The 1,308-nt window shown below is 66.1% G+C and carries 1 protein-coding gene; it reads right to left on the bottom strand.

Annotated elements, in window-relative coordinates; genetic code table 11:
- Positions 1–63 precede the first annotated feature (63 nt).
- Positions 64–1,074 (bottom strand): hypothetical protein, encoded by a 1,011-nt coding sequence (locus J1M43_RS16575; RefSeq protein WP_206477569.1) that lies wholly within the window; start codon positions 1,072–1,074, stop codon positions 64–66.
- Between the last annotated feature and the right edge of the window lie 234 nt (positions 1,075–1,308).

Below are 1,308 nucleotides of genomic sequence, written 5' to 3'. Positions count from 1 at the left end.
GCCCAGCCCACCCAGCGACGAGACCGAGTTCGCGGCATGAGACCGAGCCGGCCCACATCGGTCTCATTCCGCTGGGTCGGTCTCGCGCGGCGTAGGCCGCCATGGCTTTGCCCTCGACCGAACCCTGAGCGTGGCGAGCATCGCTGGCACCGGCGGCCGAACCATGCGCACGCCTGCGCCGTCCAGCGCGGCACGGAGCGGACTCACCTTCCAGGCGTCGCCAAGATCCCAGCGGCCCATTGGATGCTGATGGCGACGCAGCCTGTCTTCCCGACGCTTCTCGTCCCTGAGACGCCGGGCGGCCTCGGCCGGGTCGTCAAGTTCGTACTTGCCCCATCCGTCAGCTTCGCCGATCGCACCGTTCGACCGGAAGTAGAAGTCGCAGCGGTCGACATGACCCTCATAGCGGAATTCGCGCTGCAGTTCGGGCATCTCATACCCGCTCCACATGATGACAGCGCGGCTGATGCTCTCCGCGGGCGACTCGGACAATGCATTCGCGTGACCCCAGACCCACCGCATCCTTGCGCGGCCACGCGGATCCTCGAGCTCGCGGCCGCGTTCGATCAGAGCATCCAGACGCAGCGATCCGCCCTGAACGGCCGAGATCGACGCATCGGCGACGGCCAGAGCATCCGCGGGGTTCATCACCCGCGCCAGGTCGACCACGGTGTCGAGCAGCGATGTGACAAGGGTGGCACCGATCCGAACCACCCGGCGTGGGTCTCGGCTGGTGTGCACCCTGATATCGCCGTAACGCTGCGATGCCATGGCCCGCGGGTCATAGACATGGATGAACCTGCCCTCGCCGAACTGCGGAAGACCGTGGATCACTCCCGCCGACTCCAGGCAGAGGATGGCATCCGGATGGAGGCGAAGGTACGCGTGCACGCAGACCGCGTACTTCTGCCAGTCGTTGAGCGCCAGGTACTGCTTCTTGTCGACGTGAACGCCCTTGCGTACGCGATGCCACCGCGGCGCCTCCAGTCGAAGACCGAGCATCCTCGCGTCTTCACGGGTGTAGAGCGGCAGCGGGGAGAGTAGTTGTGCACGACCGGACAGCGTGTATGCCATGCGCACAGCTTGGATGCGCGGCATCCCTGCCATTGGCCGCCAACCCAGCACCTCTGCACAACTCGCCCGCCTGCGATTGCGTGCAGGCAGAGTTACTCGCGCCGAGTTCGCCCACGAAACCGAGTCTTCAGTGTGAGACCGAGTTCACGCGGCTCGGTTTCGCGCCGCCAACTCGGTCTCGGCGAAATCGGCCCGGGCGGGGCGGGGGCTACGCCCCGTCTCTTATAAACATCT

The sequence above is a fragment of the Microbacterium sp. KRD172 genome (assembly GCF_017168295.1).
GTDB classification, from domain to species: domain Bacteria; phylum Actinomycetota; class Actinomycetes; order Actinomycetales; family Microbacteriaceae; genus Microbacterium; species Microbacterium profundi.
The sequence above is the reverse complement of the archived record's forward strand: the minus strand, read 5'-3'. Positions and strand labels throughout refer to the sequence as shown.

Coding starts and splice junctions, on each gene's coding strand:
- J1M43_RS16575 (WP_206477569.1), bottom strand. CDS start 1,074: ATGGCATACACGCTGTCCGGTCGTGCACAACTACTCTCCCCGCTGCCG.